The sequence below is a fragment of the Pseudomonas neuropathica genome, assembly GCF_015461835.1.
GTDB classification, from domain to species: domain Bacteria; phylum Pseudomonadota; class Gammaproteobacteria; order Pseudomonadales; family Pseudomonadaceae; genus Aquipseudomonas; species Aquipseudomonas neuropathica.
Window position 1 is genome coordinate 378,850 of sequence record NZ_JACOPX010000001.1, and the last position, 26,460, is coordinate 405,309.

25 protein-coding genes are annotated in these 26,460 nt (G+C 60.1%); 16 read left to right on the plus strand and 9 right to left on the minus strand.

Annotated features, from left to right (window positions below; all coding sequences use genetic code 11):
- Positions 1 to 172: 172 nt before the first annotated feature.
- From dnaQ to H8F23_RS01415, 3 genes are all read right to left on the minus strand, one after another.
- Positions 173 to 931, minus strand: a complete 759-nt coding sequence (dnaQ, locus tag H8F23_RS01405; RefSeq protein WP_194933151.1) for a DNA polymerase III subunit epsilon — start codon at positions 929 to 931, stop codon at positions 173 to 175.
- Positions 932 to 1,123: 192 nt separating this feature from the next.
- Positions 1,124 to 1,594 (minus strand): ribonuclease HI, encoded by a 471-nt coding sequence (gene rnhA, locus H8F23_RS01410; protein ID WP_093430719.1) that lies wholly within the window; start codon positions 1,592 to 1,594, stop codon positions 1,124 to 1,126.
- A 91-nt stretch (positions 1,595 to 1,685) separates the two neighbouring features.
- Positions 1,686 to 2,444: a class I SAM-dependent methyltransferase gene (locus H8F23_RS01415; protein ID WP_093430718.1), complete on the minus strand. Its 759-nt coding sequence runs from the start codon at positions 2,442 to 2,444 to the stop codon at positions 1,686 to 1,688.
- Positions 2,445 to 2,510: 66 nt separating this feature from the next.
- On the opposite strand from H8F23_RS01415, the gene gloB reads away from it, so the two are divergent.
- From gloB to fabI, 8 genes are all read left to right on the plus strand, one after another.
- Positions 2,511 to 3,278: a hydroxyacylglutathione hydrolase gene (gloB, locus tag H8F23_RS01420; RefSeq protein ID WP_194933152.1), complete on the plus strand. Its 768-nt coding sequence runs from the start codon at positions 2,511 to 2,513 to the stop codon at positions 3,276 to 3,278.
- 99 nt (positions 3,279 to 3,377) lie between these two features.
- Positions 3,378 to 4,841 (plus strand): transglycosylase SLT domain-containing protein, encoded by a 1,464-nt coding sequence (locus tag H8F23_RS01425; RefSeq protein WP_093430717.1) that lies wholly within the window; start codon positions 3,378 to 3,380, stop codon positions 4,839 to 4,841.
- A 336-nt stretch (positions 4,842 to 5,177) separates the two neighbouring features.
- On the plus strand, positions 5,178 to 7,010 hold the full coding sequence (locus tag H8F23_RS01430; RefSeq protein ID WP_194933153.1) for an extracellular solute-binding protein: 1,833 nt from the start codon (positions 5,178 to 5,180) through the stop codon (positions 7,008 to 7,010).
- The gene (locus H8F23_RS01435) at positions 7,007 to 8,848 is read left to right on the plus strand and encodes an extracellular solute-binding protein (protein WP_099756512.1); all 1,842 of its coding nucleotides are present in this window, start codon (positions 7,007 to 7,009) and stop codon (positions 8,846 to 8,848) included. The genes H8F23_RS01430 and H8F23_RS01435 overlap by 4 nt, the downstream gene beginning before the upstream one ends.
- A gap of 4 nt (positions 8,849 to 8,852) precedes the next feature.
- Complete coding sequence (locus tag H8F23_RS01440; RefSeq protein ID WP_007910584.1) at positions 8,853 to 9,926, plus strand: microcin C ABC transporter permease YejB; 1,074 nt, start codon at positions 8,853 to 8,855, stop codon at positions 9,924 to 9,926.
- A gap of 1 nt (position 9,927) precedes the next feature.
- A complete protein-coding gene (locus H8F23_RS01445; protein ID WP_093430714.1) occupies positions 9,928 to 10,947 on the plus strand; it encodes an ABC transporter permease in 1,020 nt (339 codons plus the stop codon).
- Between the two features lies 1 nt (position 10,948).
- Positions 10,949 to 12,559 (plus strand): ABC transporter ATP-binding protein, encoded by a 1,611-nt coding sequence (locus H8F23_RS01450; RefSeq protein ID WP_095047910.1) that lies wholly within the window; start codon positions 10,949 to 10,951, stop codon positions 12,557 to 12,559.
- A 19-nt stretch (positions 12,560 to 12,578) separates the two neighbouring features.
- Positions 12,579 to 13,373 carry an enoyl-ACP reductase FabI gene (fabI, locus tag H8F23_RS01455; protein ID WP_007910591.1) on the plus strand — a complete coding sequence of 265 codons (795 nt, stop codon included), beginning with the start codon at positions 12,579 to 12,581 and terminating at the stop codon, positions 13,371 to 13,373.
- A 179-nt stretch (positions 13,374 to 13,552) separates the two neighbouring features.
- On the opposite strand, the gene H8F23_RS01460 is transcribed toward fabI, so the two are convergent.
- Complete coding sequence (locus tag H8F23_RS01460) at positions 13,553 to 14,407, minus strand: LysR family transcriptional regulator (RefSeq protein ID WP_194933154.1); 855 nt, start codon at positions 14,405 to 14,407, stop codon at positions 13,553 to 13,555.
- A gap of 108 nt (positions 14,408 to 14,515) precedes the next feature.
- Between H8F23_RS01460 and H8F23_RS01465 the strand changes: the two genes are divergently transcribed.
- The gene (locus tag H8F23_RS01465) at positions 14,516 to 14,941 is read left to right on the plus strand and encodes a VOC family protein (protein ID WP_194933155.1); all 426 of its coding nucleotides are present in this window, start codon (positions 14,516 to 14,518) and stop codon (positions 14,939 to 14,941) included.
- Positions 14,942 to 15,128: 187 nt separating this feature from the next.
- On the opposite strand, the gene H8F23_RS01470 is transcribed toward H8F23_RS01465, so the two are convergent.
- From H8F23_RS01470 to H8F23_RS01485, 4 genes are all read right to left on the minus strand, one after another.
- On the minus strand, positions 15,129 to 16,094 hold the full coding sequence (locus tag H8F23_RS01470; RefSeq protein WP_150707274.1) for a GGDEF domain-containing protein: 966 nt from the start codon (positions 16,092 to 16,094) through the stop codon (positions 15,129 to 15,131).
- 64 nt (positions 16,095 to 16,158) lie between these two features.
- Positions 16,159 to 16,737 (minus strand): hypothetical protein, encoded by a 579-nt coding sequence (locus tag H8F23_RS01475; protein WP_194933156.1) that lies wholly within the window; start codon positions 16,735 to 16,737, stop codon positions 16,159 to 16,161.
- A gap of 1 nt (position 16,738) precedes the next feature.
- Entirely contained in the window at positions 16,739 to 18,901 is a 2,163-nt protein-coding gene (locus H8F23_RS01480) for a xanthine dehydrogenase family protein molybdopterin-binding subunit (RefSeq protein ID WP_194933157.1), read from the minus strand.
- A gap of 22 nt (positions 18,902 to 18,923) precedes the next feature.
- A complete protein-coding gene (locus tag H8F23_RS01485) occupies positions 18,924 to 19,379 on the minus strand; it encodes a (2Fe-2S)-binding protein (RefSeq protein WP_003224136.1) in 456 nt (151 codons plus the stop codon).
- A 266-nt stretch (positions 19,380 to 19,645) separates the two neighbouring features.
- Between H8F23_RS01485 and H8F23_RS01490 the strand changes: the two genes are divergently transcribed.
- Positions 19,646 to 20,476 carry an alpha/beta fold hydrolase gene (locus H8F23_RS01490; RefSeq protein ID WP_194933158.1) on the plus strand — a complete coding sequence of 277 codons (831 nt, stop codon included), beginning with the start codon at positions 19,646 to 19,648 and terminating at the stop codon, positions 20,474 to 20,476.
- 180 nt (positions 20,477 to 20,656) lie between these two features.
- On the opposite strand, the gene H8F23_RS01495 is transcribed toward H8F23_RS01490, so the two are convergent.
- Positions 20,657 to 21,049 (minus strand): GFA family protein, encoded by a 393-nt coding sequence (locus tag H8F23_RS01495; protein ID WP_194933159.1) that lies wholly within the window; start codon positions 21,047 to 21,049, stop codon positions 20,657 to 20,659.
- A gap of 642 nt (positions 21,050 to 21,691) precedes the next feature.
- Here H8F23_RS01495 and H8F23_RS01500 point away from each other — a divergent pair.
- The 6 genes from H8F23_RS01500 (at position 21,692) to H8F23_RS01525 (ending at position 26,342) form a co-directional block, all read left to right on the plus strand.
- Positions 21,692 to 22,057 (plus strand): DUF6124 family protein, encoded by a 366-nt coding sequence (locus tag H8F23_RS01500; RefSeq protein ID WP_007910609.1) that lies wholly within the window; start codon positions 21,692 to 21,694, stop codon positions 22,055 to 22,057.
- 158 nt (positions 22,058 to 22,215) lie between these two features.
- Positions 22,216 to 23,205 carry an aldo/keto reductase gene (locus tag H8F23_RS01505; protein WP_194933160.1) on the plus strand — a complete coding sequence of 330 codons (990 nt, stop codon included), beginning with the start codon at positions 22,216 to 22,218 and terminating at the stop codon, positions 23,203 to 23,205.
- Complete coding sequence (locus tag H8F23_RS01510; protein WP_194933161.1) at positions 23,202 to 23,792, plus strand: flavodoxin; 591 nt, start codon at positions 23,202 to 23,204, stop codon at positions 23,790 to 23,792. Before H8F23_RS01505 ends, H8F23_RS01510 begins: the two co-directional genes overlap by 4 nt.
- Positions 23,793 to 23,816: 24 nt before the next feature.
- Positions 23,817 to 24,809 carry an aldo/keto reductase gene (locus tag H8F23_RS01515; RefSeq protein ID WP_194933162.1) on the plus strand — a complete coding sequence of 331 codons (993 nt, stop codon included), beginning with the start codon at positions 23,817 to 23,819 and terminating at the stop codon, positions 24,807 to 24,809.
- A 62-nt stretch (positions 24,810 to 24,871) separates the two neighbouring features.
- Positions 24,872 to 25,339 carry a (R)-mandelonitrile lyase gene (locus tag H8F23_RS01520; RefSeq protein WP_194933163.1) on the plus strand — a complete coding sequence of 156 codons (468 nt, stop codon included), beginning with the start codon at positions 24,872 to 24,874 and terminating at the stop codon, positions 25,337 to 25,339.
- A gap of 229 nt (positions 25,340 to 25,568) precedes the next feature.
- Positions 25,569 to 26,342: a carboxymuconolactone decarboxylase family protein gene (locus H8F23_RS01525; RefSeq protein ID WP_194933164.1), complete on the plus strand. Its 774-nt coding sequence runs from the start codon at positions 25,569 to 25,571 to the stop codon at positions 26,340 to 26,342.
- Positions 26,343 to 26,460 lie beyond the last annotated feature (118 nt).

A 26,460-nucleotide genomic window follows, 5' to 3' on the forward strand; every position in this document is an offset into this window, starting at 1 on the left:
GGCGGCAGGTTTGAATCTGCCAATGCACTCAGGGTAGAGGGTTGCAGCGAAAGTGGCGAGGGTGGCCACTTGGCTTCATACCGCTAAAAACAAAAGATCGCAGCCTTCGGCAGCTCCTACAGGGGATCACATTTCAATGTAGGAGCTGCCGCAGGCTGCGATCTTTTGATCTTCAGGCTTGGGCGTCAGCTTCCGCGATCTGCGTCCACATCGCCGGGCCACCCGCCGACTTGGCAATAATTTCCAGCCGCACCTGATGCGCCGCCAGTTCTTCTTCCGTTGCACGAATGATTCGTGCTGGTTGGCGATCCGCCGGCAAACGACGAATCTCGGTCGCCGAGTTGTCCGCACCATCGCCGGTGCCATTGCCGTCAGACGCATTACCCGCCAGCGACAGACTGGTCTGGCCACCGGTCATGGTCAGGTAGACGTCGGCGAGAATCTCCGAGTCGAGCAAGGCGCCGTGCAGTTCACGGCCGGAGTTGTCGACGCCATAACGTTTGCACAACGCATCGAGGCTGTTGCGCTGCCCCGGGTGACGTTCCCGAGCCATCATCAGGGTGTCGAGGATTGAGCAGTGCTGGGTAATGTCAGCGCGATCGTGCTGACCCATCAGGGCGAATTCGTTGTTGATGAAGCCAACGTCGAACGCCGCGTTGTGGATGATCAGCTGCGCGCCTTTGATGAACTCGAAGAACTCGTCGGCGACTTCGGCAAAGCGCGGCTTGCCGACGAGGAATTCGTTGGTGATGCCGTGGACGCCGATGGCGCCTTCATCACTCTCGCGATCCGGTTGCAGGTAAACGTGAAAATGCCGGCCCGTCAGGCGCCGCCCGATCAGTTCGACACAACCGATTTCAATGATCCGGTGACCATCGGTCACCGGCATGCCGGTGGTTTCGGTATCGAGTACAACGGATCTGGTGGCCATCAGTGTTCAGCTCTCAACGGGTCGATCTTGCAAAAAACGCGGATGTTAACACGCTCGGCGGGGTGTTTCAGGTGGACCGTGGCGCGCCATTCGCGGGCAAGCTCGCTCCCACAGTGGATTTGTGTTGTGAACACGATCCAGTGTGGGAGCGAGCTTGCTCGCGAATGGTCGCACCACGGTTCAGAATAGAAATCAGCTCTGCTTGTAACCACGCACTTCGTCGACACCACGATTAGCCAACTGGTCAGCCCGCTCGTTACCGTGATGCCCGATGTGCCCACGCACCCATTTCCAGGTGACCTTGTGGCGGTTGACCTGCTCATCCAGCTCCTTCCAAAGATCAGCGTTTTTCACCGGCTCCTTCGCTGCGGTTTTCCAGCCGCGCTTCTTCCAGTTGGCCATCCACTCGTTGATGCCCTTCATCACGTATTGCGAGTCGGTCACCAGCAGCACTTCACAGGGGCGCTTCAAGGCTTCGAGGCCACGGATCGCGCCGAGCAGTTCCATGCGGTTATTGGTGGTGTTGGTTTCGCCACCCCACAGTTCCTTTTCGACGCCCTTGCACACCAGCAAGGCGCCCCAGCCGCCGGGGCCGGGGTTGCCTTTGCAGGCGCCGTCAGTGAACAGCTCTACGGTGTCGACGCTTTCAACGCTTTCGCTCATGCCAATCTATCCAGAAAAATGCCTGTCCTGCCGATCACGGATCGACAATGACCGAGGCCGGGACACACCCGGCCACAAATAAAAGAAAGTTTTACGGTTCGATGCGGCGGCGGTTGACCTTGGCCATCGGCAGAGGAATCAGCTTGCCCATCGGCTCGCGCCGTTCCTGACGCAACGGTCGCAGTCCGACCACAATCTTGCGCGCGACCAGTAAATAGAAGCCGCCACCCGACAGTTGCCAGTCACCGGCCTTGCGTTCCCAGCCGGCCAGACGGGCCTGCCACTTGGGTGACGCGAGCGGCGGACGATAGCACCCGAAGCGGCGTTTCTCCAGCGCGAAGCCCAGCAGATTGAGCCAGTCGGCGACTCGCGACGGCGAGATGCAGCGCGCCTGGCGCAAGGCGTCGTGGGCGAACACATGGCGCAGCCCCCAGGTGCTCCAGGGGTTGATGCCGATGATCAGCAAATGCCCTCCGGGACGCACGCTGCTCGCTGCTTCACGCAGCAAACCGTGGGGCGACAGGCAGAAATCCAGACCGTGCTGCATCACCACCACATCGGCGGCATGCTCGCTCAGCGGCCAGGCCTGCTCCTCGCAGACGATCTCGACCCCGGGCAACGGCGCACCGAGGCGCACATTGCGCTGCACTTGCGGTGCCGACGGCGGGGTTTCGGCCGATGGCCCGTAGTGCACCAGATAACCGCCAAAGAAACGGCCCAACTCGTCTTCGAGCATGCGCCGCTCTTCATCGAGCAGAAATTGCCCGAGCGGGCCGGACAACCATTCACGGGCTGCACCGATCAGGGCCAGCCAGTCAGGATCAGCCTGTGCGAACGCTTTATCACTCATCGCATTCTCCAAAGCGCCAGGAACTACTAAGATGCGCCAATGTTTTCCGCTTGGCGAATTCCGACGATGATACAGATCAGTGCCCTGCCCGCGTTCACCGACAACTACATCTGGTTGTTACAGGATCACCGCACCCAGCGCTGCGCCGTGGTCGACCCGGGCGATGCCGCGCCGGTGCAGGCGTGGCTCGAAGCGCATCCGGGCTGGGTGTTGAGCGATATCCTGATCACCCACCACCATCATGATCATGTCGGCGGCGTCGAACGCCTGAAAGCGCTGAGCGGCGCAAAAGTCTACGGCCCGGCCAGCGAAAGCATCCCGGGGCGCGACGTGGCGCTCGAGGACAACGACACGGTCAGCGTGCTCGGCTGGGACTTCGACGTCTATGCGGTGCCCGGTCACACCTTGGGACACATTGCCTATTACCACCACGGCCTGCTGTTTTGCGGCGACACCCTGTTCGCCGCCGGTTGCGGTCGCCTGTTCGAGGGCACGCCGGAGCAAATGCACCATTCGCTCAGCCGCCTCGCTGCTCTACCGGAAGATACCCTGGTCTACTGCACCCATGAATACACCCTGAGCAATCTGAAGTTTGCCGCTGCCGTCGAGCCGGGCAATCCGGACATCGCCGCCCGTCTGGAAAAAGTCACTCAGCAGCGGCAAAACGGCGTCATGACCCTGCCTTCGACCCTGGCCCTGGAAAAGCTCACGAACCCGTTCTTGCGTACCTCTGAAACATTAGTTACACAAAAAGTGGACGAACGGGCAGGCGCTCAAAACCGGGCGCCGAGTGAGGTATTTGCGGCTCTGCGGGCTTGGAAAGATAAGTTCTAAGCCCCCCATTACTTGGTACAAAAATTCTGAATGGTTGACCGCAGGGGGTGCGCTTTCTAGAATCGCCCGACATTTTTGCCCGGAACTTACTTCCAGCCAATGTCGTCATCCATACGTAAGTCCGTCAATTCAGACGCATTGACCCGCCTGGCGCAAGCCATCGCGGTGGCTGTGTCCGCCACGCTGGCGGGCTGTTCCAGCCATGCTCCGCAGACTGAAGCGACCCATACGCCGAACATTGCTGCGCGAGCCAAGCAGAAGCCGATCTGGCTGTCCGAAAAGCCCAGCCCACAGGTTCCCCAGGACATCTGGGAACGCATGCGCCAGGGCTTTCAGCTGCAGGAAGGTCTCGGCGTCAACCCGCGCATCGAGCAACAGCGCCTGTGGTTCGCCAGCAATCCCTCTTTCCTCGAGAACGCCGGCGAACGCGGCAGTCTCTATATTCACTACATCGTCGAACGCCTCGAAGAACGCAACATGCCGCTGGAACTGGCCCTGCTGCCAGTGATTGAAAGCGCCTACAACCCGATGGCCTATTCCCGGGCCGATGCAGTCGGGTTGTGGCAGTTCATTCCGTCCACCGGGCGTTATTTCAATCTGCGTCAGACGCGCTTCTACGATGGCCGGCGCGACATCACCGCCTCGACCACGGCAGCGATGGATTACCTGACCCGTCTGCACGACATGTTCAACGGCGACTGGCTGCTGGCATTGGCGGCGTACAACGCCGGCGAAGGCACGGTCAGCCGCGCCATCGAACGTAACGAAAAGCTTGGCCTGCCCACCGACTACTGGAACCTGCCGCTGCCGGCGGAGACCCAGGCCTACGTGCCTAAGCTGCTGGCACTGTCGCAAGTGGTGCTGGCGCCGGAAGCCTACGGCGTGAACCTCAACCCGATTGCCAACGAACCGTACTTCCAGGTCGTCGAAATCAACCAGCGCATGGACCTGTCCAAAGTCGCTGCGGTGGCCAACATCGACGAAGACGAACTGTTCCAGCTCAACCCGGCCTTCAAGCAACGCACCACCATCGACGGCCCTCAGCATTTGCTGGTGCCGACGTCGAAGGCGCAATTGCTGACGGCCAGTTTGCAGACCATGCGTCCGGAAGAGCTGATCAGCCCGCGTTCGCTGAAACCCGTCTTCGAAGGCGCCGATCCGTCGGAAGTGGCCCAGCTCAAGCGTGCTTACCGCGTGAAGCGTGGCGATAACCTCGGCTCCATTGCCAAGGCCAACAAGGTTGAAGTCAAGGATCTGCAGCGCTGGAACAAGCTGACCGGCAAGAACCTCAAAGTTGGCCAGACTCTGGTCATGCAGGACACCACCAAGCGTGCTCCGGCTCGCAAGTCCGGCCGTGTAAACACGGTGATTGCGGCCAACAGCAAGAGCAAAGGCAAGGACGACAGCGCGCAGCAGACTCAGTACAAGGTCAAACGCGGCGATACGCTGTACGTGGTAGCCAAGCGCTTCAACGTTGAGATGCAGCATCTCAAGCGCTGGAATCCGGGTGCGGGTAAAGCATTGAAGCCGGGGCAGATGCTCACGGTTTATCAGCCGCACTGACAGAAGAGCCCCTGAGATTTCGGGGGCTTTTTTTTGGTTCGGATTTTGTGGCGTGCTTTAGATCGATCCCCCTCACCCCAGCCCTCTCCCTCAAGGGGGCGAGGGGGAAAGGGAGCCGATCGGGGGGCTTTTCAAAACATGAGTTCGACTCGGTGTTGCACGTCGATGCATCCCTCCAAAACACCGCGATCAGTCCCCTCTCCCTCCGGGAGAGGGTTACGGTGAGGGGCTCTTCGCGCAAACGATTAACCCCGCATTAACCCGCATCTTTTTCCTGTCCAGACAAGCTGTTACTGTACGGCCCACTAAGCCCAAGCCGCCTGGATCGGATCTGACTTGAAGCGTCCCCTCCTCCTGCTCCTGATCAGCCTGGCCTTGAGCTCAACCGCAAGCGCGACGATTACCGAAAGTCACGGTTATGCGCAGTTCGGCACGCTCAAGTACCCGGCCAGATTTACCCACTTCGACTGGGTCAACCCGCAAGCGCCCAAGGGCGGTACGTTGCGGGTAATGGCGTTCGGCACCTTCGATACGGTCAATCCGTACACGTTCAAAGGCACCAGCCCGGTCACCACCGCGAATTTCCTCCAGTACGGCATCAATGAGCTGAACGAGCCGCTGATGGTCGGCACCGGCCAGTATTCGCCGTCCGGTGACGAGCCGGCGTCGAGCTATGGTTTGATCGCGCAATCGGTGGAGTACAGCGAAGATCGCAGCTGGGTGGTATTCAATTTGCGCCCGGAAGCGCGTTTCCACGACGGCACGCCGATCACCGCCTATGACGTCGCCTTCTCCTATCGAACGCTGCTCAAGGACGGCCACCCGCTGTACCGCACCGCCCTGCAGGAAGTGCTGCGGGTCGACATTCTCAACAAGCAGCGCATTCGCTTCGTGCTCAAGCGCTCGGGCAATCCGCTGTTGATCCTGCGTCTTGGCGAATTGCCGGTGCTGCCGCAGCATTACTGGAAAGACCGCGACTTCAAGGCCACCACCTTCGAACCGCCACTGGGCAGCGGCCCGTATCGCATTACTTCGGTGACGCCGGGCCGGCAGTTGATCTTCGAACGGGTCAAGGATTACTGGGGCAAGGATCTGCCGGTCAATCGCGGCAAGTACAACTTCGATCGCATGGAAGTCGAGTTCTATCGCGACAGCGATGTCGCCTTCGAAGCATTCAAGGCTGGCGAATTCGACATTTACATCGAGCATCAGGCGAAAAACTGGGCCAACGGTTATAACTTCCCTGCCGTGCGCCGTGGCGATGTGATCAAGGCGCAGATCCCCCATCAGATCCCGACCCAGAGTCAGGGCCTGTTCATGAACACCCGCCGTGCGACGTTCTCGGACGTTAAGACCCGTGAAGCGCTGGGCCTGATGTTCGACTTCGAGTGGACCAACCGCGCACTGTTCAGCGATGCCTACAAACGCACCACCAGTTACTACCCCAACAGCGAGTTCACCACCTCCGGCCTGCCGGTCGGGCATGAATGGCTGATGCTCAAGCCGTACAAGGAACAACTGCCGGCCAAGCTGTTCACCGAGCCGTTCAGCCTGCCAAAAACCGACGGCCGCGGCATTCCCCGGGAAACCATGCGCAAGGCATTGGCATTGCTCGCCGAAGCCGGCTGGAAGCTCAACGGTCAGCGCCTGCAAAACGCTGACGGCCAACCGCTGCGGTTCGAACTGCTGCTGGTCAATCCGAACCTGGAGCGCCTCTACCAGCCCTATATCGAGAACCTCAACAGCATCGGCATCGACGCGCGCCTGCGCACCGTGGATCGGGCGCAGTACAAACAGCGCCTCGATCAATTTGATTTCGACATGATCTCGATGACGCTCAATCAGACCCTCAGCCCGGGCCTGGAGCAGTGGCAGTACTTCCACTCCAGTCAGGTCGGGGTCAAGGGCAGCAAGAATTACGCAGGCATTGCCAACCCGGTAGTGGATCACCTGCTCGAACAATTGCTCGCCGCGCGCACCCGCGACGAGCAGGTCGCCGCCGGCAAGGCGCTCGACCGCGTGCTGCTCTGGCAGCACTACAGCATTCCCAATTGGTACCTCAATTATCACCGTCTGGCCTACCGCAACCGGTTGGCCTTCGTCACCACGCCGCCCTACACCCTGGGCCTGAGCGCGTGGTGGCTGAAGTCTTCGGAGAAAGATCAATGAAACCGATCCGCGCCCTGCTCGTCCAGGCCAGCGGTTTGCTGTTCGCCGGGCTGGCTTTTGCCGCTCCGCAACACGCCGTGACCCTGTACAACGAGCCGCCGAAATACCCGGCCGATTTCAAGCATTTCGATTATGTGAACCCCGATGCGCCCAAGGGCGGCATCTTCCGTCAGGCCGGTTTCGGCGGCTTTGACAGCCTCAACCCGTTTATCAGCAAAGGCGTGCCGGCCGACGATGTCGGGCAGATCTACGACACCTTGACCAAACACAGCCTCGACGAACCGTTCACCGAATACGGCTTGATCGCCCGGCAGATCGAAAGAGCCCCGGACAACAGCTGGGTGCGTTTCTACCTGCGCCCCGAAGCGCGTTTCCACGACGGCCACCCGGTACGCGCCGAGGACGTGGTGTTCAGCTTCAATACGCTCACAAAAGAAGGTTCGCCACTGTTTCGCGGCTATTACAGCGACGTTTCCGAGGTAATCGCCGAAGATCCGCTGAAAGTGCTCTTCAAGTTCAAGCACACCAATAACCGTGAACTACCGCTGATCCTCGGCCAGTTACCGGTGCTGCCCAAGCACTGGTGGGCCGATCGCGACTTCACCAAGGGCAACCTGGAAATTCCGTTGGGCAGCGGCCCTTACAAGGTTGCCGAAGTGAAGGCCGGACGTTCAGTGCGTTACGAGCGGGTCAAGGATTACTGGGGCAAGGACCTGCCGGTCAACCGTGGTTTCTACAACTTCGACACGATGACCACCGATTACTACCGCGACAACACCGTCGCCCTTGAGGCGCTGAAGGCCGGACAATTCGATTACTGGCTGGAAATGACCGCAAAGAACTGGGCCAACGCCTACAACATCCCGGCGGTTACCGAAGGCCGCTTGATCAAGGAACAGATCGCCAACAGCAACCCCACTGGGATGCAAGGCTTCGTCTTCAACCTGCGTCGCCCGGTGTTTCAGGATGTGCGGGTGCGTCAGGCACTCGGTCTGCTGTTCGATTTCGAATGGACCAACAAACAACTGTTCAACAGCGCCTACTTCCGCACCCGCAGCTATTTCGAAAACTCGGAAATGGCCGCCACCGGCCTGCCTGACGCCGATCAAGTGGCGATCCTCGAGCCGTTCCGCAGCAAGCTGCCGGCGCAGGTGTTCAGCGAAGCGTTCGAGAATCCGAAGACCGACGCCAGCGGCATGATCCGCGCGCAGCAGCGCGAGGCCTACCAACTGCTGCAAGAGGCCGGCTGGAAGATCGTCGACGACAAAATGGTCGACGCCACGGGCAAACCGGTGGTGATCGAGTTCCTGCTCGCGCAGACCGAATTCGAACGCGTACTGCTGCCGTTCAAGCGCAACCTCAGCGACCTTGGTATCGATCTGGTAATCCGCCGCGTCGACGTCTCGCAATACATCAACCGCGTGCGTTCGCGGGACTTCGACATGATGGTCGGCAGCTTCCCGCAATCAAACTCACCGGGTAACGAACAGCGCGAATTCTGGATGAGCGCCGCTGCCGACAAACCGAGCAGCCGCAACACCATCGGCCTGAAGGATCCGATTGTCGATCAACTGGTCGAAAACCTGATCAACGCCGACTCGCGTAAAAGCCTGGTGGCCCACGCCCGCGCACTGGATCGCGTGCTGCAATGGGGTTACTACGTGGTGCCGAACTGGCACATCAAGACCTGGCGCGTGGCCTACTGGAACCACATCGGTCACCCGAAAGTCTCGCCCAAGTACGACATCGGGATTAACACCTGGTGGGTCAAGCCCGACGCAAAACCGGCAATAGAAGTCGAAACCAAACTGCAAGCCGACCCTGTGGGCACGGAGTAATCAGATGCTGGCGTATATTTTTCGGCGACTGCTGCTGATCATCCCGACCCTGTTCGGCATTCTGCTGATCAACTTCGTGATCATCCAGGCCGCGCCCGGTGGCCCGGTGGAACAGATGATCGCCAAGCTCGAAGGCTTTGAAGGCGCCACCAGCCGCATTGCCGGCGGCGGTGCCGAGGTGTCGGTGGCCGGCTCGTCCTATCGCGGCGCGCAGGGCCTGGACCCGGCGCTGATCAAGGAAATCGAGCACATGTACGGGTTCGACAAGTCGGCCCCGGAACGTCTGTGGATCATGGTCAAGAACTACGCGCAGCTGGATTTCGGCGACAGTTTCTTCCGCGACGCCAAGGTCATCGATCTGATCAAGGAAAAGATGCCGGTGTCGATCTCGCTGGGGCTGTGGAGCACGCTGATCATGTACCTGGTGTCGATCCCGCTGGGGATCGCCAAAGCCACGCGGCACGGCAGCCATTTCGACGTCTGGACCAGTTCGGCAATCATCGTCGGCTATGCGATCCCGGCGTTCCTCTTTGCGATCCTGCTGATCGTGGTGTTTGCCGGCGGCAGCTATCTCGACTGGTTCCCGCTGCGCGGGCTAACCTCGAACAACTTCGATGAACTGAGCTTCGGCGGCAAGATCCTCGATTACTTCTGGCACCTGGCGCTGCCGGTGACTGCGCTGGTGATCGGCAACTTTGCAACCATGACCCTGTTGACCAAAAACAGCTTCCTCGACGAGATCAACAAACAATACGTGGTCACCGCCAAGGCCAAAGGCCTGACGCGCCATCGCGTGTTGTACGGCCATGTGTTCCGCAACGCCATGCTGCTGGTGATTGCCGGGTTCCCGTCGGCGTTCATCGGCATCTTCTTCACGGGTTCCCTGTTGGTCGAGGTGATCTTCTCCCTCGACGGTCTGGGCCTGATGAGCTTTGAAGCGGCGATCAACCGCGATTACCCGGTGGTGTTCGGCACCCTGTTCATCTTCACCCTGCTGGGGCTGGTGGTGAAACTGATCGGCGACCTCACCTACACCCTGGTCGATCCGCGCATCGACTTCGAAAGCCGGGAGCATTGAGATGAACCTGTCCCCTCTCAACCGCCGCCGCTTCGAACTGTTCAAGGCCAACAAGCGTGGCTGGTGGTCGCTGTGGCTGTTTCTGGTGCTGTTCGGCCTGAGCCTGGGCGCCGAGCTGATCGCCAACGACAAGCCGCTGGTGGTGCATTACGACAACAACTGGTACTTCCCGGCGATCAAGCGCTACCCGGAAACCACCTTCGGCGGCGAATTCCCGCTGGAAGCCAACTACAAGAGCCCGTACATCCGCGAACTGCTCAAGGCCAAGGATGCGTGGGTGTTGTGGGCGCCGATTCCCTACAGCTACCAGAGCATCAACTACGACCTGAAAGTCCCGGCCCCGGCGCCGCCCTCGGCGGATAACCTGCTGGGCACCGACGATCAGGGCCGCGATGTGCTGGCGCGGGTGATCTACGGTTTCCGCATCTCGGTGCTGTTCGCGCTGACGTTGACCGTGCTGAGTTCGATCATCGGCGTGATTGCCGGTGCTTTGCAGGGCTTCTATGGCGGCTGGGTCGACCTGGCCGGGCAGCGTTTTCTGGAGATCTGGTCGGGACTCCCGGTGCTGTATCTGCTGATCATTCTCGCCAGTTTCGTCCAGCCGAATTTCTGGTGGCTGCTGGGGATCATGCTGCTGTTCTCGTGGATGAGCCTGGTCGACGTGGTGCGCGCCGAGTTCCTCCGTGGCCGCAACCTTGAATACGTGCGCGCGGCGCGGGCGCTGGGCATGCAGAACGGCGCGATCATGTTCCGCCACATCCTGCCCAACGCGATGGTCTCGACCATGACGTTTATGCCGTTCATCCTCACCGGCGCCATCGGCACCCTCACCGCTTTGGACTTCCTCGGTTTCGGCTTGCCGGCCGGCAGTCCGTCGCTGGGTGAACTGGTCGCCCAGGGCAAATCCAACCTGCAAGCGCCGTGGCTGGGCATGAGTGCCTTTGCCGTGCTGGCGTTGATGTTGAGTTTGCTGGTGTTTATCGGCGAGTCCGCTCGCGATGCCTTCGACCCGAGGAAGTGAAATGAATCAGGACAATCTGATCGAAGTGCGCGACCTCGCCGTCGAATTCGGTTTCGGCGAGCGCGTGCACCGGGTCGTCGAAGGCGTGAGTTTCGACATCAAACGCGGCGAAACCCTGGCGCTGGTCGGCGAATCCGGCTCGGGCAAATCGGTGACTGCGCACTCGATCCTGCGCCTGCTGCCCTACCCCATGGCCCGCCATCCGGCCGGCAGCATCAACTATGCCGGGCAAAACCTGCTGGGGCTCAGTGAGAAAACCATCCGCCACATTCGTGGCAACCGCATCGCGATGATCTTTCAGGAGCCGATGACGTCGCTGAATCCGCTGCACTCGATCGAGAAGCAGATCAACGAAGTCCTCGGCATCCACAAGGGCCTGACCGGAAAAGTCGCGACCAAGCGTACGCTGGAGTTGCTGGACATGGTCGGCATCCCCGAACCGCACAAGCGTCTCAAGGCCCTGCCCCACGAGTTGTCCGGTGGCCAGCGCCAGCGTGTGATGATCGCCATGGCTCTGGCCAACGAGCCGGAATTGCTGATTGCCGACGAACCGACCACGGCGCTGGACGTGACCGTTCAGCTGAAAATCCTCGATTTGCTCAAGGAATTGCAGGCCCGATTGGGCATGTCGCTGTTACTGATCAGTCACGATTTGAACCTGGTGCGAAGAATTGCGCATCGTGTATGTGTCATGCAGCGCGGTTGCATCGTCGAACAGGCATCGTGCGCAGAGCTGTTCCGTTCGCCGCAGCATCCGTACACTCGGGAATTGCTCGGCGCGGAGCCCAGCGGAGGCCCGGCGAGCAATAAAATCGGCGCGCCACTGCTGGAAGTCGAGGACCTGAAAGTCTGGTTCCCGATCAAGAAAGGCCTGCTCAAGCGCACGGTGGATCACGTCAAGGCAGTGGACGGTATCAATTTCAGCCTGCCTCAAGGCCAGACCTTGGGGATCGTGGGCGAAAGCGGTTCCGGCAAATCCACCCTGGGTCTGGCGATTTTGCGGCTGATTGGCAGCAAAGGCGCGATCCGCTTTGAAGGCAAGCAGCTAGACTGCCTGACGCAGAACGAGGTTCGCCCGTTGCGTCGGGAGATGCAGGTGGTGTTTCAGGACCCGTTTGGCAGCCTGAGCCCGCGCATGTGTGTCAGCGACATCGTTGGCGAGGGCCTGCGGATTCACAAGATGGGCACCGCCGAGGAACAAGAGGCGGCGATTATTGCGGCATTGAAGGAGGTAGGTCTGGATCCGGAAACCCGGCACCGCTACCCCCACGAATTTTCCGGTGGGCAACGGCAGCGAATCGCCATTGCCCGGGCTTTGGTGCTGAAACCGGCGCTGATCCTGCTGGACGAGCCGACGTCGGCACTCGACCGGACGGTGCAGCGGCAAGTGGTGGAGCTGTTGCGTTCACTGCAAGCCAAGTACAACCTGACGTATTTGTTTATCAGCCATGATTTGGCTGTCGTCAAAGCGCTGAGCCACCAGCTGATGGTGGTCAAGCATGGCCAAGTGGTCGAACAGGGAGACGCGCAAAGTATTTTTGCCGCCCCCCAACATCCGTATACACAGCAGTTGCTGGAAGCCGCTTTTTTGGCACCAGCCACTGCGCAATAACCTGAAAGAGGAGCAACACATGGGTTTTCTCGCCGGTAAGCGCGTACTGATCGTCGGTGTCGCCAGCAAGCTGTCCATCGCATCCGGCATCGCTGCCGCCATGCATCGCGAGGGCGCTGAGCTTGCCTTCACTTATCAGAACGACAAACTGAAAGGTCGTGTTGAAGAATTCGCCCAAGGCTGGGGTTCGAGCCCTGAGCTGTGCTTCCCGTGCGACGTGGCCAGCGATGAAGAAATCGCCAAGGTCTTCGAAGCACTGAGCAAGAAGTGGGATGGCCTGGACTGCATCGTTCACTCCGTTGGTTTCGCCCCGGGCGACCAACTGGACGGCGACTTCACCGAAGCCACCACCCGTGACGGTTTCCGCATCGCTCACGACATCAGCGCCTACAGCTTCGTGGCCCTGGCCAAAGCCGGCCGCGAAATGATGAAAGGCCGCAACGGCAGCCTGCTGACCCTGTCGTACCTGGGCGCCGAGCGCACCATGCCGAACTACAACGTGATGGGCATGGCCAAGGCTTCGCTGGAAGCTGGCGTACGTTACCTGGCCGGCTCCCTGGGCCCGGACGGCACCCGCGTCAACTGCGTATCGGCTGGCCCGATCCGTACCCTGGCCGCCTCGGGCATCAAGAACTTCCGCAAGATGCTGGCCGCCAACGAAGCGCAAACCCCGCTGCGTCGCAACGTCACCATCGACGAAGTCGGCAACGCCGGCGCCTTCCTGTGCTCCGACCTGGCGTCGGGCATCAGCGGCGAAATCATGTACGTCGACGGCGGCTTCAACACCACCGCCATGGGCAACATCGAAGAGTGATCTTCGAGTAGCCGATAAAAAACCCGCCAATCTGGCGGGTTTTTTTATGCCTGCTATTTCTTGAACAACCCAAATCCCTTGTAGGAGTGAGCCTGCTCGCGATGGCGTCGGGTCAGCAACATTGATGTCTCTGGACCACTGCGATCGCGAGCAGGCTCACGCCTACAAGGGGATTGGGGTTATTCCAGACATTGTGCGAACAGCTTTTGAATCGGCTGATTGCGTTGGCTGTAACGCTGCAACAAAACCATCTCGCGATAGAACGTCAGTTCGCCCAACTCGATCACTCTGACCTTGAGCGGATGCTCCAGCCACAGCCCTGCTTTGGGCAGCAGTGAAACACCCAATCCCGACTCGACCATTTTCACGATCGCTTCCAGTTCATCCAGCTCCAGCGCTACGTTGACCTCTATGCGCTGCTCGCGCAGAAACCGCGTCACCAATCGCCCGCCAAACGAATTGCGGTCGTAGCGCACATGCGGCAGTTCGGCGAGTAACCGCAGCGCATCGTCGCCATCGACCTGCGGCGGCACGATCAACACAAACGGCTCACGCCGGATCACCTGCGCCGACAGCTCTTTGGGCAGTTCGAACGGCGGTTTGATCATGATTGCCAGATCAACTTCGCCGGCATCCACCTGACTGAGCAGGCTCAACGACACGCCCGGCACCAGTTTTGGCTCAAGCCCCGGTGCCTGTTGACGCAAGCGCAACAACGCCTGAGGCAACAACCCGGTTTGCGCAGTGGCCACCGCACCGATTTTCAGCTCGCCACGAAACTCACTGACGTCCTCGCTGACCGCCATGCGGCCGAAAATCGCCAGCATCTCCTGCGCCATCGGCACCGCCCGCTGCCCCGCCGGATTGAGCATCGCCTGGCGGCCCGTGCGGTCAAAGAGGCGAATCCCCAACGCCTGTTCAAGATTGCGGATTTGCGCACTGACTGCCGATTGCGTCAGGCCAATGTGCAACCCCGCCGCTGCAAAAGTGCCATGCCGCGCCACCGCGAGAAAGGTCTTCAGTTCACGTAGCATGCGCACCCCGACTGATCGAAATAATTTGAGCTCGGCGCAAAAACTATCGTCTTTCAATCACATTTCACAGCACTAAACTCAGTCAACGAACCTGATCGAGAATTCACTATGCAACTCAGCCCTTTTCATCTGGCCATTCCGGTGTATGACCTCGCGGCCGCAAGACACTTTTACCGGGAAGTGTTTGGTCTGGAGGAAGGTCGCTCCAGTGATCACTGGGTCGATTTCAATTTTTTTGGCCATCAACTGGTGATTCACCTGGCACCGAAAAACGCCTCGCAGGAAGCTGCGCACACCAACGCCGTCGACGGGCATAACGTACCGGTGCCACATTTTGGCGTGGTGTTGGGGATGCAGGAATGGGAGGCGTTGGCCGAACGCTTGCAGTCACTGGAAACGACGTTTGTGATTGAGCCGGGGATTCGGTTTCAGGGTTTGGTCGGGGAACAGGCGACGATGTTTTTGTTTGACCCGTGCGGCAATGCGCTGGAGTTCAAGGCGTTTAAAGACATTGGGCAATTGTTTGCCAAATAGATTTGTATTGTTCGGGCTGACGCATTCGCTAGCAAGCTAGCTCCCACCGGGATCTGCGGTGAACCGGGATTTTGAGAACCGCCAACACCATTGTAGGAGTGAGCCTGCTCGCGATAGCGGTGGGTCAGCCGATGACGATGTTGAATGTGCGGACGCCATCGCTGGCAAGCCAGCGATGAGGCCCGAATCAACAACGCTTCAAGGCCTGCTTGTGCACATACATCGCACTATCAGCATCCGCCAGCAGCCGGTCCACGGTCTCATGGCGCTCAGCGTCGTATTCGATCTGCCCGACACTGAAGCGAATCGCATAGCCCCGGTGCAACGTGGCATTGCGCTCTTCGAGAATATCCTTGAGCCGCGCCATGATCGCTGTGGTTTCGATATGGCTGGAGCCAGTCAGCAGCGCGACGAACTCATCCCCGCCCAAACGCCCGACCACATCACTCTCGCGAAAGGCGATGCGCAGCACGTCGGCAAAGGTCTTCAGCGCACTGTCACCCTCGGCGTGCCCATACAGATCGTTGATCTGTTTGAAGTCATTAAGGTCGAAAAACAGTAAGGTCGCCGGCCGCTTTATCCGCGCGCAGGCGTCCAGCGCATGCTGCGCCAACTGCTTGAAGCCGCGACGGTTGGACAATAACGTCAACTCGTCCATGCTCGCGATCTGTACAGCGGCCAGCTCTTGCTCGGCCATTTCCGCCAGATCCCGCAATAACGCGCGCTCTTCCTCGTCGAGGTCGCGGGGCTTGGTGTCGATCAGGCACAGCGTGCCCATTTTGTTGCCATTGGGCACAGTCAGCGGGTAACCGGCGTAGAAGCGAATGTTCGGCGCGCCTGTCACCAACGGGTTGTCATGGAAGCGCACATCCTCGCGAGCGTCCGGCACCAACAGCAGGCCGTCGTTAAGAATCGCATGGCCGCAGAATGAAACATCTCTGGGCGTCTCGCTGACATCCAGCCCCACACACGATTTGAACCACTGCCGATTGGTGTCGACCAGCGTCACCAGTGCAATCGGCACATTGAACAGGCGTTTGGCCAACCGCGTCAGTCGATCGAAACGCTCTTCAGGGGCGGAATCGAGCAGTTCGAGACCGTGCAGCGCTTGAACTCGCGCCGTTTCATTCGCAGGTTTTCCTGGAACCAGCATCAGCACACTCCATTGGCAACAATGCTTTTAAGCGTAGCGCTAATTCGCCGAGGGGTTCACTTCATCAGATCCCCGCCACCGGACAAGGCCCGCCCGCATCGGCCCAGAGCTTGAATTGCGTGACAAAAATATCGTGCGGCACTGGCACGGGTGCGCGCCCTGCCCCGGGATTCCAGCCCCAAAGCACTAGCTTATCTTCGCTGACGTGCTTGATCAGCGCGGCAAAGTCGCGATCGCCGTTGCTGCTGCGATCCTTGATCATCGCGCAGAGCTTGTCCGGCGGCAGGCCGATCCAGGCCATTTTGTGCGCCGCTGGCGGCAGGCTCCAGTGCGGCGCGCCCGGCGGCGCATGCGGGCCGTAACTGGCCGGCGGATTGTTTTCCGCGTGACAGGTTGCACAGGGCAAACCGGCCGCACCCTTGCCGTCCATACCGCGCACTACATTCATGGCGTGGGGGATGCCGGCGTCAAACTGCAATGGCGAATCCCCGGGAATGTGGCAGTTCTGGCAACGCGGGCTCTGGAAGACTTTCTGCACCGTGCCGAAGGCTTTCAAGGCTTCCTGATCATCGGCAAACAGGTCCGAGGCATAACCGCCCAGCCCCAGTAGAACCACCGTGCCCAACACTAGATGTCGTTTCATCTCACACCCCCGACAGTTGCAGCGGCAACTCGCGCAGACGTTGCCCGGTCAGGGCGAACACCGCATTGGCCACCGCCGGCGCGGTCGGCGGAACACCGGCCTCGCCGATGCCGCCGGGTTTGTCGCTGCTGGGCACGATGTGCACTTCCACCACCGGCATCTCGTTGAGCCGCAGCACCTGATAATCGTGATAGTTGGACTGCACGACCGCGCCATCCTTGAGCGTCAGTTTGCTGTGCAGGGCCATGCCCAGACCGAAGGTGATGCACGATTCCATCTGCGCGGCGATACTCTGTGGATTCACCGCGATCCCGCAATCCACCGCGCAGACCACGCGGTGCACGCGAATTGCCAGATTGTCCTGCGACACCTCCGCGACCTGCGCCACGTAACTGCCGAATGACTCATGCACCGCCACGCCCAGCGCATGACCGTCCGGTAACGGGGCTTTCCAATTGGCCTTTTCCACCGCCAGATTGAGCACGCCCAAATGCCGAGGATGATCCTTGAGCAAGGTTCGTCGGTACTCGACCGGATCCTTGCCAGCCGCCGTGGCCATTTCATCAATCAGCGATTCCATGACAAAACCGGTATGGCTGTGGCCCACCGAGCGCAGCCACAACACATTGATGCCGGTTTGCGGCGAATGCAGATCAACCTGGTGGTTGGCCAGGCCCTTGACGTAAGGGCTGTCGGAAACGCCTTCGACCGAGGTCGGGTCGATGCCGTTCTTGACCATCGTCGCTTCCATCAGCGTTCCGGTCATGATCGACTGACCGACCAGCACGTGCTGCCAGCTCGACGGCAACCCATCGGCGCCCAGACCGATCTTGGCCTGATGCAGGAACATCGAGCGGTAGTAACCGCCACGGATATCGTCCTCGCGCGACCATACGGTTTTCACCGGCATCGCAGCGGCTTTCGCCACTTGCACCGCTTCGGCGACAAAGTCAGACGTCGGATTGGCCCGGCGCCCAAAACCGCCACCAAGGAATTCGGTGTGAATCTCGACCTGCTCGGGCTTCAGCCCGGTGATCTTGCCAGCGACCATTTGATCCAGCGTCTGGAATTGTGTGCCGGTCCAGATTTCGCATTTCTCGGCGCTGATTTTCACCGTGCAATTGAGCGGTTCCATCGGCGCATGAGCCAGATAGGGCACGCTGTATTCGACGTCGATCTTCTTCGCCGCTTTACCAAAACTGCCCTTGGCATCACCGGCCTGACTGGCTGACGTGCCTTGCGTGGCGGCCAGTTTGCGGAAACTCGCCAGCAACTTCTCGCTGCTCAGATCGGCATGCGGGCCCAGATCCCAATCGATCTTCAGCGCATCGCGACCCAGTTTCGCCGCCCAGTAATGCTCGGCAATCACCGCCACGCCCGTCGGTACCTGCACCACTTTGTGCACGCCCGGCACCGCCAGTGCTTCAGCGCCTTCGAAGGATTTAACAGTGGCACCGAATACCGGTGGGCGCGCGACCATTGCGGTCATCAAGCCTTCAAACTGCACGTCCATGCCGAACTTGGCGCGGCCGGTGATTTTCTCTGGCGTATCGAGGCGTTTGGTCGGTTTGCCAATGACTTTCCAGTCCTTGGCTTCCTTGAAGGTAATCGACTTGGGATCCGGCACCGGCAATTGCCCGGCGGCATCCGCCAGCTCGCCATAAGTTGCACGTTTGTCACCGGCAATCACCACACCCGATTCGGTGCGAATGGCCGACGGTGCCACTTCAAAGCGCTTCGCCGCCGCCTCCACCAACATCTGCCGCGCCGTCGCGCCTGCCAGTCGATAGCGGTCAAACTCCATCCACGTCGACGTCGAGCCGCCGGTAATCTGCATGCCGCCAAAACCGGGCATGCCGTAATCCGCCGCCGACGCGGGCGAGTGCTCGACGCGGATCTTCGACCAATCGGCGTCCAGCTCTTCGGCAATCAACATGGTCAGGCCGGTCCAGATGCCCTGGCCCATCTCCGAATGCCCGAGCAGCACGGTGACGCTGTTGTCTGCGGCAATCCGCAAGAACGCATTCGGCGCGAAAACCTTGCCTTCATTCTCCGCCGCATAGGCAAATTTGTGGCCGCCGGGGACGACAAACGCCACCACCAACCCGCCGCCCAACACGGCGCTGCCCTTGAGAAAACCCCGACGCGATACAGGACTGTTCATCACCTATCTCCCACAGATTGAATCAGCCGATTTCCGATGCACGCTTAACCGCTGCGCGAATGCGGGGATAGGTGCCGCAGCGGCAGATATTGCCGGAGAGCGCCTGATCGATATCGCTGTCGGTGGGTTTGGGGATTTTCGCCAGCAGTGCCGCCGCAGACATGATCTGCCCCGACTGGCAGTAACCGCACTGCACCACGTCGAGTTCGGCCCAGGCTTGTTGCACCGGGTGCGAGCCGTCGGTGGACAGGCCTTCGATGGTAAGAATTTTTTGTCCATGGGCTACAGCGGTTGCGGGCGTGATACAGGCGCGTAATGGCGCCCCGTCAACGTGCACGGTGCAGGCCCCGCACTGGGCCATGCCACAGCCGAATTTGGTACCGGTCAGGTGCGCGACATCGCGCAGGACCCAGAGCAACGGCATGTCCGCGGGGACATCGAGCTCCTGATCTTTGCCATTGATATTCAAGGTCAGCATCGGGGAAATTCCTCAGACTCACGGTGTTCTGAAGGGGCGCCGCTGTGGCCATCGATGCCTACGCGCGCCTCGGCTTATCCCTTTCAGCAAAGCCTAATTTGCGTACGAAGCCAGACGTTGCGACCACCGGTCATGCAGATGTCGGCTTTATACCTACAGTTGATAACGGCTCTCACCGAGCCTGCACAGTAGAAAACTCGTCATGAGCGAAACCGGTCCGCGATTACCGCGCGGGTTATCCATCAGATTGGTCTGGAGTTGCGAACATGGGATTTGTCACCAGCAAAGACGGCGTCGAGATTTTCTACAAGGACTGGGGCCCGAAAGACGCGCCAGTGATCCACTTCCACCACGGCTGGCCGCTCAGTTCCGACGATTGGGATGCGCAGATGCTGTTCTTCCTGGGCAAAGGCTTTCGGGTGGTTGCCCATGATCGGCGTGGGCATGGACGTTCGAGTCAGGTCTGGGACGGGCACGACATGGATCATTACGCCGACGATACGCTGGCTGTGGTTAATCATCTGGGCCTGAAGAACGTCGTGCATGTCGGTCACTCGACCGGTGGCGGTGAGGTCATCCATTACATTGCCCGGCATGGTCAGGCCAACGTCGCCAAAGGTGTGCTGATCAGCGCGGTGCCACCGTTGATGGTGCAGACCGAGAGCAATCCGGGTGGGCTGCCGAAATCGGTATTCGATGACTTTCAGGCGCAACTCGCGGCGAATCGCGCGCAGTTTTATCGCGATATCCCGACCGGGCCGTTTTATGGCTACAACCGGCCGGGCGCCACGCCTTCGGAAGGGGTTATTGCCAACTGGTGGCGTCAGGGCATGATCGGCGGAGCGAAGGCGCATTACGACGGGATCGTGGCGTTTTCGCAGACGGATTTCACCGAAGACTTGAAAAAGGTCACCGTGCCGGTGCTGGTGATGCATGGTGAGGATGATCAGATTGTGCCGTACGCGGATTCGGGGCCGCTGTCGGCGAAGTTGCTGCCCAATGGCACGCTGAAGTCGTATCCGGGGTTCCCGCATGGGATGCCGACGACGGAAGCAGAGACGATTAACGCGGATTTGCTGGCCTTTATTCGCGGCTGAGTTGGACAGCAGCCATACACTTCCCCTGTGGGAGCGAGCTTGCTCGCGAAAGCGTCATTACTTTCAACATTGATGTCGACTGACACGACGCCTTCGCGAGCAAGCTCGCTCCCACAGGGACTATGTGACATGCCAAAAATCCTCACTCCATTCCAAGTCCCAGAAGTTTTCTGCCCCCCTCTACTCCTCTGTACGCTCCGTGCTCTCGCGATCACGCTCGTAGTGGTGAGCCAGTGGCAGCGCCGGTAGCCACGACTCGCGGCGAATGGTCCAGAGTTCGTAGGTGGGTTTGAACTGATTAGGCTCGTCGAGCGACCCGACGTTGACCTCCACTTCATCTGCCGAACGCGCGAACACTGGAGAGCCGCAGCGCGGGCAGAAAAAGCGCCCGTTGTAGTCGCGGGTTTCGCCGGTGACCCTCAACGCATCCTCGGGAAATATGGCCGAGGTGCCGAACAGCGCGCCGTGGCGTTTGCGGCAGTCGAGGCAGTGGCAGATGCCGACGCGGTAAGGCTGACCTGTCACTTCGAAACGGACATCGCCGCATAGGCAGCCGCCAGTCAATCGATTCATGTCGCACCTCCTCTTCAGAATTTGAAATTACCGACAGCCCTCACCCTAACCCTCTCCCAGAGGTAGAGGGAACTGACCGCGCTGAATGTGCAAGTTGCACCGACTTGAAATACCGAGTCGAACTCAGGTTTGAAGAGCACAAAGATCGGCTCCCTTTCCCCCTCGCCCCTTGGGGGCGGTCCGACGTTTCGGGAGGGCTGGGGTGAGGGGGAAAAATCTCACAGACTCACGCAAAACCGAAAGCCGCCACCAACCGGCATTGCTCATGTGTAAACGCCATCCAGTTACCGCGTTTAAAGCACACAAACCGTTACGCCATCCTCCCTACAACACCTTGCGCCGTTACCTACGCGTACGCCAGAATCCGCCGGCTTACACGGCTATGGGCCGGGCTATATCGTTTGCCTGTCACTGCAAAACAGTGATCGGGTTTGGTAGCCCGCTTTAAATTGTCGTTGTTGCGACACCGTCGATGCTGTCTCCTTTTTTTGAGGTATGGCTTTGTATGGTGGGCATGCGTGGGGCTCATCCGTGAGCGCCGGGTTACCCAATTTGACCGGTCTACCAACCCGCGCATGGCCGCCACCCGCCGTTTGGTAGCGAGGGTGATGGCTCCCATTTTTTCAAATTGGAGCTTTATCTATGTTCAAGATCACGCCAAATCCACCGCCCACCGATCCAATCCCTCACGACCCCGCGCTTGACCCGCAAAAGGTCAAAGAGGCAACCGACCGCGCCCTCGACTACTACCTGCGACCCGAAGCACTGGGGGCTCCGCCAAGCTCGCCCCCGTTTCGCCCGGTCTATCTGGTCGACCCCACGCTGGATGAAGAAACCCTGTTGGTCGAAGCCTGTGAGTCGCTTTCCTACGCCCACTCCATGGCCGGTAACATCGCCAACTCGATAGGCGGCCCGGAGCGTAAACCGCTGCTGGCACTGCAACAGGTAATCATGCTGAACGAGCTGTTGGTCAATCGACTGCTGGACAAGCTGCGCATCCCGCAATAATCACCAGACCGAATAAGTGAGGGGTTCCCCCCTCACTTTCGCGTTTGCCCCCCTCTGTCGATTAATGAACAGAACTCATCAAGCCATCCCGATTTACCTATCTAGTCCTCACCAGTCACCTCGCTTACTGTTCTCCCCACGCCCAACGGGAGATCAACATGCACAAACGCACACTCGGCAACAGTTCACTCGAAGTATCCGCCCTCGGCCTCGGCTGCATGGGTCTGAGCCATGGTTATGGCCCGGCCACGGATACCGAACAAGCCATCGCACTGATCCGCTCAGCCGTTGAGCGAGGCGTCACGTTCTTCGATACCGCCGAATTCTACGGCCCCTATATCAATGAGCAAGTAGTCGGCGAGGCGCTGGCGCCAGTTCGCGACCAGGTCGTGATCGCCACAAAATTCGGCTTCGCCGTCGGCGCCGACAATACAAAGCAGACTCTGGACAGCCGCCCCGAACGTATTCGAATAGCCGTCGAGGGCTCGTTGCGTCGTTTGAAGACCGACTACATCGACTTGCTCTACCAGCACCGCGTCGATCCGAACGTGCCGATCGAAGACGTCGCCGGCGTAGTGAAGGACTTGATTGGCGAAGGCAAGGTCAAGCACTTCGGCCTGTCGGAGGCCGGTGCGCAGACCATTCGCCGTGCGCATGCGGTGCAGCCGATCACGGCGCTGCAAAGCGAGTACTCACTGTGGTGGCGCGAACCCGAGCAGGAAATCCTGCCGACCCTTTGGGAGCTGGGCATTGGCTTCGTGCCGTTCAGTCCGCTGGGTAAGGGGTTTCTCACTGGCACGGTGACGGCTGAGACCACTTACGGCAGCGACGATTTCCGCAGCATCGTCCCGCGTTTCAGCCAATCGGCGCTCCAGGCCAATCAGGCGCTGGTGGTGTTGGTCCGTCAGATCGCCGCGCAGAAACAAGCGACACCGGCGCAGATCGCGCTGGCCTGGCTGCTCGCACAGGCACCGTGGATTGTGCCGATTCCGGGGACGACCAAACTGCATCGCCTGGAAGAAAACCTCGGCGGCGCGGACATCACGCTCGACGCTGCTGAACTCAAGGCAATTGACACCGCGTTGGCGCAGATCCGCATCGAAGGCGAGCGTTATCCCGAAGCCCTCAAGGCGCGCGTCGGACGATGAGCCACGATCACGATCCGCTGCGGCGCACGGTAATCGCCGCACTGGCCAGTGCCCCACTGCTGTCGCTCGCCGATACGCAGAGTGCCGGTGAAACTCCGCGTTCTGGCTCGCGAATTCTGGTCGCGTATTTCTCGCGCTCGGGCAATACCCGCGTGGTCGCCGGGCTGATTCAACGTGGACTCGGTGCCGATCTCTTTGAGATTCGACCGGCCCACGCCTACCCCGAGGACTATCTACAAACCGTGGAGCAGGCACGTCAGGAACGTGACAGCGGCTTCGAACCCGAGCTGCAAAGCAGGGTTCATGCCCTCAGCGACTACGACACGATTTACCTCGGTTTTCCGATCTGGGGTGAAACCGCCCCGCCGATCGTGCGTGCCTTTCTCAGCACCCACGACCTGACTGGCAAGACTCTCATCCCCTTCAACACCCATGGCGGTTATGGCTTGGGCAACAGCCGCAGCGTTCTCCTGAAGCACGCGCCGAAGGCAAAAGTGCTGGAAGGCTTTGTGATGGAGGGTGAGCAGGAGCGCAAGACCATGGAACGGGTGAACGGCTGGCTGAGCGATCAGCCCCTCACGCGTTAATCGAATTCTGTACGGAGTGACATCATGAAAAACCGCACGTTGGGCAATGGCCTGGAAGTGTCTGCATTGGGCCTTGGCTGCATGAGCATGACGTCGGCCTACGGGCCGGCAGCCGACCAAGCCAGCATGATCAAGCTGATTCGTTCGGCCCACGAGCAAGGCATCACCCTGTTCGACACCGCCGAAGCGTATGGCCCGTTCGCCAATGAAGAACTGCTGGGCGAGGCCTTGCAGCCGATCCGCGAGCAGGTCGTCATCGCCACCAAGTTCGGCTTCGATATCGACCCGATCACCGGCGCACGAGGCGGCGGCACCAATAGCCGGCCGGAGCGTATCCGCGCCGTCGCCGAGGCGTCGTTGAAGCGCTTGCGTACCGATCACATCGACCTGTTTTATCAGCACCGCGTTGATCCGCAGGTGCCCATTGAAGACGTCGCCGGCACCATCAAGGACTTGATCGCCGAGGGCAAGGTCAAGCATTTCGGCCTGTCTGAGGCAGGTGTGGAAACCATCCGCCGGGCCCACGCGGTACAACCGGTCACGGCGGTGCAAAGCGAATATTCGCTGTTCTGGCGTGGCCCGGAGCTGGAACTGCTGGCCGTGCTGGAAGAACTGGGGATCGGCTTCGTACCGTTCAGCCCGCTGGGTGCCGGTTTCCTCACCGGTCAGATCGACGAGCACACGCAGTTCGACGCCAGCGACTTCCGCAATTTCGTCCCGCGCTTTTCCCCTGAAGCACGCAGGGCCAATCTGGCGTTGGTCGATGTGGTGAAAGCCGTCGCGCAACGCAAACACGCCACGCCGGCGCAAGTGGCACTGGCCTGGTTGCTCGCACAGAAACCGTGGATTGTGCCGATACCGGGCACGACCAAACAGCATCGACTGGAAGAGAATCTGGGCGCGGTCGAGCTGCCATTGACCGGCGACGATCTGCGCGAGATCAACGAGCAGATGGCGCAGATTCAGGTGCACGGCGAACGTCTGCCGGAGTCGGCACTGAAAATGACCGGACTCTGAGCCTGCCCAACGCGGCGCCATGTACGGCGTCGCTTTCCCTGTCTGACCGGAGAACCAATCCGATGAACCGATTGATTGCGCCACTCGTTGCTTTTTCACTGATGGCGGCAGAGTCCCAGGCCGCCAGCGAAATCCGCATCACGCCAAACGGCTCGCAGCCCTCGGCCAAGGGCGCGGCGCAAAACTTTACCGGCATGGTGCGCGTTGATGGCCTGTTCAAAGGTGAACCGCCGGCGCGCATCGGCGGCGGCACAGTGACCTTCGAGCCGGGCGCACGCACGGCGTGGCACACCCATCCGCTGGGGCAAACGCTGATCGTCACCGCCGGCGTCGGCTATGTGCAGCAAGAGGGTGGCGCGCGTCAGGAGATTCGTCCGGGCGACAGTGTCTGGATTCCGCCGAACATCCGTCACTGGCACGGCGCCACGGCCAGCAACGGCATGACCCACATCGCCATCGCTGAAGCCGAGGACGGCAAGACCGTCACCTGGGCAGAACAGGTTTCAGAGGCGCAATACGCTGGCCAATGAAGTTACCGAATGTGTCGAGACTGCTCGCCCGGCACCTTCGCGGCAAACCGTCATGCGACCTCCAGGCCCCGCACCAGCGGGGTCGAGCCGGGATTTCAGTGGGTATTGCAACGCCCACTCATGAGTTCTGCTCAGGAGTCCATGCGCAATATCGGGGTTAATCGGCCCAACCATCCTCCGTACGATCCAGCGACACCGCAGCGCCCCGCAATGGATGGAGCCCTTCACAATGATCACTGACACCCGCAACAGCACTGCTCTCCCCACACTCATGGCGCTCTGCATGAGCGTCGGGGCGATGTTCAGCGTTACCACTCAAGCAGCCGAGGCAGCGCAGACCATGACCAGCACATCAGCCAGCGCAACTACTTTGTCGAGCCGACAACAAACGATTCCACTGATCGCCGCGTTCATGGCGACCAGCGACATGCCCAACCTCAACACGGCGCTCAACCAAGGGCTTGATGCCGGCCTGACCATTAGCGAAACCCGCGAAGTTCTCGTGCAGCTCTACGCCTACGTCGGCTTCCCGCGCAGCCTCAACGCCTTGAATGAATTGATGACCGTGGTGCAGGCGCGCAAACAACGCGGCCTTGACGATGCGCCGGGACGTGAGCCGAGCCGGGCGATTCCGGTCGGGGATGAGCTATTGGCAGCGGGTACGGCGAATCAAACGAAAATCTCCGGCGCCCCGGTCAAAGGCCCGGTGTTCGAGTTCGCTCCGGTGATCAACCGGTTCCTGCAAACCCATCTGTTCGGCGACATTTTCGAGCGCGACAACCTCGACTGGCAAAGCCGCGAACTGGCGACCGTCGGCGCGCTGGCAGCAACGCCGGGGGTCGAGTCGCAATTGCGCTCGCACATGGCGGCAAGCCTGCGCATCGGACTCAGCGCGGCACAGTTAGGCCAAGTCACCGAGCTGCTGAAAAAACATGGCGATGCACAGACTGCCGAGCGGGCCAACGCAGCACTGACCAAAGCCCTCGCGGCTGCGGGGAAATGACATGAAATCGGCAAAGCATCTCCTGAGCATTGCACTGTTAAGCCTGTTGGCGGCGTGCGCGAACCAACCCGATAGCCCGTTGCTGATTCAGAAGCAAGGCAGCTTCGCCGCTGGCGGC